The sequence below is a fragment of the Natrialba hulunbeirensis JCM 10989 genome (assembly GCF_000337575.1).
In the GTDB taxonomy this organism is placed as follows: Archaea; Halobacteriota; Halobacteria; order Halobacteriales; family Natrialbaceae; genus Natrialba; species Natrialba hulunbeirensis.
Genome location: NZ_AOIM01000046.1, coordinates 1 through 6,472, shown reverse-complemented (window position 1 = coordinate 6,472; position 6,472 = coordinate 1). Strand labels below are relative to the sequence as shown.

General features: G+C 56.0%; 6 protein-coding genes. 2 read left to right on the top strand and 4 right to left on the bottom strand.

The features are described from left to right. Positions 1 to 295 precede the first annotated feature (295 nt). Complete coding sequence (locus C483_RS19170) at positions 296 to 2,605, bottom strand: helix-turn-helix domain-containing protein (RefSeq protein ID WP_241431542.1); 2,310 nt, start codon at positions 2,603 to 2,605, stop codon at positions 296 to 298. Positions 2,606 to 3,152: 547 nt separating this feature from the next. After that, positions 3,153 to 3,296, bottom strand: coding sequence for a hypothetical protein (locus tag C483_RS20570; RefSeq protein ID WP_006655018.1), 144 nt, complete (start codon positions 3,294 to 3,296; stop codon positions 3,153 to 3,155). 62 nt (positions 3,297 to 3,358) lie between these two features. Between C483_RS20570 and C483_RS19165 the strand changes: the two genes are divergently transcribed. Next, complete coding sequence (locus C483_RS19165) at positions 3,359 to 3,964, top strand: hypothetical protein (RefSeq protein ID WP_006655017.1); 606 nt, start codon at positions 3,359 to 3,361, stop codon at positions 3,962 to 3,964. Between the two features lie 146 nt (positions 3,965 to 4,110). On the opposite strand, the gene C483_RS19160 is transcribed toward C483_RS19165, so the two are convergent. Next, positions 4,111 to 4,533: a hypothetical protein gene (locus C483_RS19160; RefSeq protein WP_004050867.1), complete on the bottom strand. Its 423-nt coding sequence runs from the start codon at positions 4,531 to 4,533 to the stop codon at positions 4,111 to 4,113. After that, complete coding sequence (locus C483_RS19155; RefSeq protein WP_241431541.1) at positions 4,526 to 5,212, bottom strand: hypothetical protein; 687 nt, start codon at positions 5,210 to 5,212, stop codon at positions 4,526 to 4,528. Before C483_RS19155 ends, C483_RS19160 begins: the two co-directional genes overlap by 8 nt. A 105-nt stretch (positions 5,213 to 5,317) precedes the next feature. Here C483_RS19155 and C483_RS19150 point away from each other — a divergent pair, with 105 nt between their 5' ends. Continuing rightward, a complete protein-coding gene (locus C483_RS19150; RefSeq protein ID WP_004050879.1) occupies positions 5,318 to 5,545 on the top strand; it encodes a hypothetical protein in 228 nt (75 codons plus the stop codon). Positions 5,546 to 6,472: the final 927 nt, after the last annotated feature.

Sequence of the window (6,472 nt, the reverse complement as noted above, 5' to 3'; positions counted from 1 at the left end):
CTTCCCATGTGGTCCGATTGCTGGTCGACCACACCGCTTTCCCGTACTCTTAGCTGTCGCGGTACATCGCCCGAACCGACCGTAATTCATCTTACTACTCATGGGGGTTCATGTGGTCCGTGTTTGTCTCTTGCCTCAAGATTCCATGGGGGGTTGTTGTCCGACCGCGATTCATAGGTTCAGAGTTCGTCGACCCTACTCTAATCATGAACGTACTGTCTCGAGAGATACCACGAGATTACGAGATACCCGAATACAACGCATATCACGAACATATTACCAAAGGTTAGTTCAATCACGAACCTGCCTCCGTGAGGGGTTGCTGTGCAATCTCCGGCCCAATAGACAGCGTCTGAACCGTCTCGTCTCGTTCTTCGGTTAGACTCGACAGTAAGGGACGTACCCAGTCTACCCAGTCGTACATCGTATGGAGACGGTCGATGTCCGGTAGCCCGTTAGGTCCGCATTGTACCCATATCTCGATTACCTCCTCGGTCAACTCATCAAGCGCTTCTAGCGTCTCAAAGAGGACGTCTCGAGTGAACGACTCGGTCAGCATGAACGATGGAAGAATCCGCTTGTGGCGTTCTTGCTCGTCTGTGAACGAAAGGTTCAGTCGGCACTGACCCTCGGTCTCGTCGACTAACCCCATTGCTACAAGTGTCGGTAAGTGGTTCCGAACCGACTGCGTCGAGATTCCCGCTTTCTCGGCTAACTCTGTCTTGCTAAGGCTCAGATTCGTCGCGAGCAACGTACTAATCATCGCCCGAACCGTGGGGGTTGCGTCCTCTAAGAGACGCTTCGACGGGAGACTCGCGAGTGAAAGCCGTACTTCGCTACTCCGAATCTCTCTCGGTGTCGCTTCTTGAGACAACCCTCGCCCGATTGCGTGGGCTACGTCGTACGGTGTCCGTGCAAACCCAGAGAATAGCCGTATCGCGTCTCTCGTCGCGTCGAGACCTTTCGCCCGACACATTGCCCGTGTTACTCGTGCAACCGTACTCGGACCATGCTCGACGACCACAGGGACTTTGAGCGCAATCTCCGGCGCGTCCTCGTGAATCTCCCCAGGGTTCGACAGTCGGTCTTCTATTACGCCGGCGACGTGGTCCGCCCGATTCCCGAAGTCACCAACCACCGAGATCGACGCAATCAGGTTCGCATACGGATTGCTCGCGTCGACGACAGGGTCGAACGACTGACGTCGCTTCTCGTCTCGGTCTTCAAACAACAGTCGCCGGACTACGTGGTTCCCGTACGTCGCCGCAATCGGCGCGTTCTTCGCAAGCGTCGTTGCTAACAACTCGGCATTGTCCTCCCCGTATCGCTCCGGGTGTCGGTTGTAGTCGGGTAAGCGAGCCTCCCAAACGACGTCAATATCGAGTAAATCGAGGACGTGAAACGCGGTTCCCGCGAGACCCATCGCCGTTTTCGTGATTCGACTCAGGTACTCGGACGTCTCACACTCGTAGTCCTCATGTGCAAGTGACCGCGTCATGTCGAGTAGCTCGTCTCTCGCGTCCTCGAGGACGTCGACGTACTCACCCGCCGAGTCGACAGAGTCAGCCAACCACCCGAGGTTTCGAGACCCACGAACGTACGTCCCATCTTCGATTAGTCCATCAAGTTCCGCGAGACGGTCCTCGGTAAGGACCTGGTCGAACGTCTTAGGATCGAGTAACGCTCGTGCAATCATCACCACATGAGACATGGCAGAGTCGTACTCTGCAGAGACGACGAGCGTATTCTCGTCCTCAAGGTAGCCCCACCCGGCTTCTCCCCGGTCAGATTTGGGTTCGACAGGGTAGTTTGTCACACTAACGCCTTTCTTCGGCGGTGTCTTCGCCGCTGAGACCGTCTCTGCGTACGAAAGATAGTCCACACCGTGATACCGAGGTAAGCGAACCCGTCCGTCCGGCGTCGTCGACGCCTCACCTTCGGCGGTCGGTCGGTGGTCGTCCTCCCTCCCTCCCCGAGGGCGGTCCGTGATTACACGGGTATTGTGGTTTGGTTTTGGGGTGTTCGTAACGTAGTCCTGAAGGGCCTTTTGTCGCTCTTTCTCTTTGGCTAATTCTTCGAGGTACAACGCTCCTTTGTCGAGAATCTCGATTCGTAGGTTTCCGCGAGCGCCGTACTTCTCACAAAGACCATACTCGATTAGCTTCTCGTTCAATCGCCGCGAGACCGTGGTCCTATCGTACTGACTGAACGCCGATTGTAGGGCGCTGTAGGCCATGTGTCCGCTTTCAGTCTCACCTACCGTCCGAAGTATCTCGACAGCAAGTCCGTCCGTCCCAACCACGTCGACGAGCGTCGTAATGGAGTAATCATTACGGGTGTCGTTGCACGGATTCGTAACACTCGATGGGAGAATATCGCCGTAGTAGTTGTGCAAGTACACTCGGTCGATCTCTGACCCACCAAGGACCACGTCGACGCTCTCAGACAGCGTTAGAACGTACTCGATAATCTCGTCGGCCTGGTCGCGCCGCGTCTCTCTGAAAGCCGCATTGAGACCGATTGCTATCGTCTGTTGAGGGTTGCTATAGCCCAATAGACGAGTGAACGCGAGAGCGTCCTCTAAGGCGCTCTGTGGCTGTCCCATCTCATCATGTCCCAACCGTCGCGCATACCGAATCAAGTCCCACAGAGCCCGTCTCTCGCCGGCGACAGCTCGTCGTGCAAGTTTCACGACTGACCCATCGACGTCAAACCCACAACTCGACAGTCGGTGTTCAAACTCGAGTATGTCGACACCGTCCGCCGCTGTTTGTAGTGCCTCGAGAAGCGCAAATTGACTCTCTGTCTCGTCGAAGATTACTCGATGAACCCGAAGGGCGGTCCAGTCTGTAAGCGAGACGTCCGCCTCGAGGTCAGTCGCAAAGCGAAGGCTTCGCTTCTCAGTCGGTTCGTGTGCCGTCGTATCGTCCGTATCGTACATTTAGTGTCGCTTTTGTGCGAACACTAACGCCGGGTGAAAATCCGATAATCCCATAAGCCCCAACCACATTGGTTGAGTTAGGACAACGGGCCACCCGCCCGCCGTGTCCGCGTAAGCATCCTTCGACGCCGATAGGAGCGAAGTCCTGGCAGACTCGTGTGCTCCCGGCGTCGTTTGATTCAACTAGTTCGCTAGTCACGACTATAGTTTATTAATCCACCTTCTCAGAGAGATATGCGTCAAGCACCACCGCAATTGTCTCATCGTATGACCGTCGGCCTTCCCGCGCCTTGAGAACCCGGAGGTCGCGCCGCACATCCTTCGACACCGGAATCCGCGTGTCCGTGGCAGACATATATCCCGCTTTAGGGCACAACGTATAAAGCATTACGGACATGAAGATGTGATTGGTAAAGCATGAGTCTTGACGAAAGGGCAAGAGGGATTTTGTCACCGGCCGACCGCCGGTATCTCCAAAAACCGAAGGAGTATAGCAAACAGGCAGGATACGAACGCCGGCGAGCGATAGTCGAGCGGCTCCATGAAGCCCTACATGATATGCCGCTCCTGGTTTCGGAACTCGACGAGGACCTTAGAACGGAAGCCTTCGAGGACGGCGATTTAGACGGGAAAGAGCATACGCTAAACGTCCTGTCGTGGTCGTTCGCTCTCCTATATCTCGGGATCACCGACACCGTCGAACCGTCCGATTTGGCAAAGGACGCTTTCGAGGGGATTGCCGCGAGCGGTGTTAGACAGGCATACCTCCAGCGCGGGTATTCGGTCGAGGAGGTCGAGGTCGAGGTTAATGTAAAACGGGGCGAGCCGCTCGACGAGTTACGGGAGCGCGAGCCGGACGAACTCAGTTACCCCGAGGTGAACCAACTACTCGAATCGGGCGAACTCTCCCACCTAACCGGCGAGGAACAAATGGCTCGAATCAAAGAAGCTTGGGAGTCGGGGAATACGGACAAAGTCGGAGCGTTCCCGAACTTAGAGCTTCGAGATAACGCCGACGAGTAACCCCTGGGGGGCCGACCGCGTCGTTTGACGTCCTCGGCGTCTCTCCTTGTATATCTCGACGACTGGAGCCGTGCTTACTCCCGGTGTAACCACGCTCTTAACCAACACCGACCTATCGGGACGTCCGACTGTTGGTTAAACCCGGCTCAATAATCTTCCATCCATACCGGCCCGCCGTAGGCGTCGACATAACAGCGTTTGTGAACCGGCTCCTCGCGTTTGTTCGGGACGGCCTTCTCCAGCGGGACGCTTTCCCCGCAAAGGTCACACTCGGCGGTGTGTCCCGCCTGTCGAGCGTCCGGCGACAAGTCTTTCGTCTCGATGTATAGCTCGTGCAACGCTCGCGGCGTCAGTCGGACACACACTCTTTCGCGGTCCGTCTCGGTTGCACCTTCCCCCGTAAACGACAGTATCCAGTCGTCGCCCGGTTCCGCGTCGGTTGCTGGTCCGAGGATGAATGTCTGTGCTAACTCGTCATTGACGTAGTACCACGGTGAATCTCGAAACCGTCCATAGTGACCTTTCGGTCGTGGGTTGGTTGGGTCGACGTCGTCGCCGTCGTCACTCATCTATAGACCACCCACTTTGTCGCTCGCCGGCGCTCGATACCTCGGGAATTTGGTGTAGTGCTTTGACTACCGCGTTCGACCACAGACTTCGTGCATTTGCGTACGTCTCCGAATCGGCTTCCCACGCAATCTCTTTGAGAGTCTTACTCTCCGCCTCTTTGTGGTCGACTAGGTACTCGAGGACCGCCCGAACCGCCGTCTTTCGCGCCTCGGCTTTCTCTCCAAACCCAGGTACCTCAATATCAGAGAGAATCGCGTCAATGTCTATTGTGCTTTCTGCGGCGCTTGACGCCGTCGACGTCCGAGTACCCTCGATAGAATCACCGGCATCTTGTGGCGCGTCTCTCGCCGTCTCGTCGTACCCCATCGTTTCCGCTGTAACGTCGGCTTCCCAATAGACGACTCGTCGTGAGACTTTCCGGCGCTCGAGGTCGCCGCGTTCGTATAATGCCTGTAGTTTCCGACGAGCTGTCTCTCGCGAGCAATCTAACTCGTCTGCGACGTCCGCCGACAAGATTACCGGTCCGTCGACCACGTCGAACACTCCTAAGACGTCCTCTAAACTAACCGTCTCGACAAACGTCCCGCTGTCGCCATGTTCCCTCGGCATACGATTCAGTACGTTCCCCGCCCGATTATACCTTTTGGCATAACCAATATGGTAAAGACTTATGTCCATGTGGCTAATACAATATGGTAGAGAAAGACGGTATCCTCGGACGTGTTGAAACGTCCCGGTGGTAGGACACCGAGACCGGCCTTTCTCTATGGAGACTGAAAGACCATGTCGACCAACGAAACCCGAAGCCAAGACAGTACCGCTATCATCATCGCCGGCGACGACGCCGAGGTCATCGACGACACTCCCGACTGGGAAGGACCGTTTACCGAGTACGACCGCTACGGCGAACCGACTGGGCACAACTACGTCCGGTGTCCCGTGTGTGGGGCTGAAGTCCTCGACGGCGAGACGTCGACGGCGTCCCACCGACCAGCCTGCCGTTACGAGTAGTCGGCACTTCGGGCGCGCGCTCGCCTGAAGACGTTCCGAAAATGCGTCCTCACTTCTCAGTATTCGTACTATTCTTCCGGTGAGAACCGCCGCATTTCGTATCCACGTACGTATTGATTAGTACGTATCGTACCGCAGTCTTGCGATTAGTACCGATTGCTAGCCCTCGTTGTCACTCACCGACAACCCGATTAGCAATTTCTTCCATGGGGTGTTTCGAGGACGCGCCTAACCGTGACTACTCTTAGTATGCAATGACAGAAATTGAAACACTTGAGATAGCGATTCAAATCGGTAACTTTCTGATTCAACTTGTAGGGTACATCGACCAGCAAGAAGACACCAACTAAGGCCACGCTTCGATCTCGGACATGAGACGTCGCCACCGGGCGGACAAGTCTAACCCACGACCGACAGAGGGGTTTACTCTAGTCGACTCATACTCGTAACTCTCGCCCGCGACGTCGACGGACGTCGGTTCTTCCCACGCAAACCCCCGAGTAAAGACGTCACCAGTCGCTCGAAACCGGAGAATTTGGAGTAATGCAATCTCTCGCGCTTTTGCTTGTAGCTCGTCCTCGGGAAGGTCCGCTGTCGCCCGCTTGAGGTATGCCTCGGTCGTACGCTCGACGTCGTCGCGTTCTTTCTCGGAGAGTCGCGCCTCGAGCTTCTCGAGGTCGACCCACGCACCAGACTGAACCGCGTTCGTGTTGAGCTTCGGCGCTCCCCCACCCGAGTTACCTCTCGCAAAGTCGTTTTCCTCCAGGTACTCGGTATTCTTCGGTCCACTACTCTTGCCCCCGTGAAACCCACACTTCCCATGTGGTCCGATTGCTGGTCGACCACACCGCTTTCCCGTACTCTTAGCTGTCGCGGTACATCGCCCGAACCGACCGTAATTCATCTTACTACTCATGGGGGTTCATG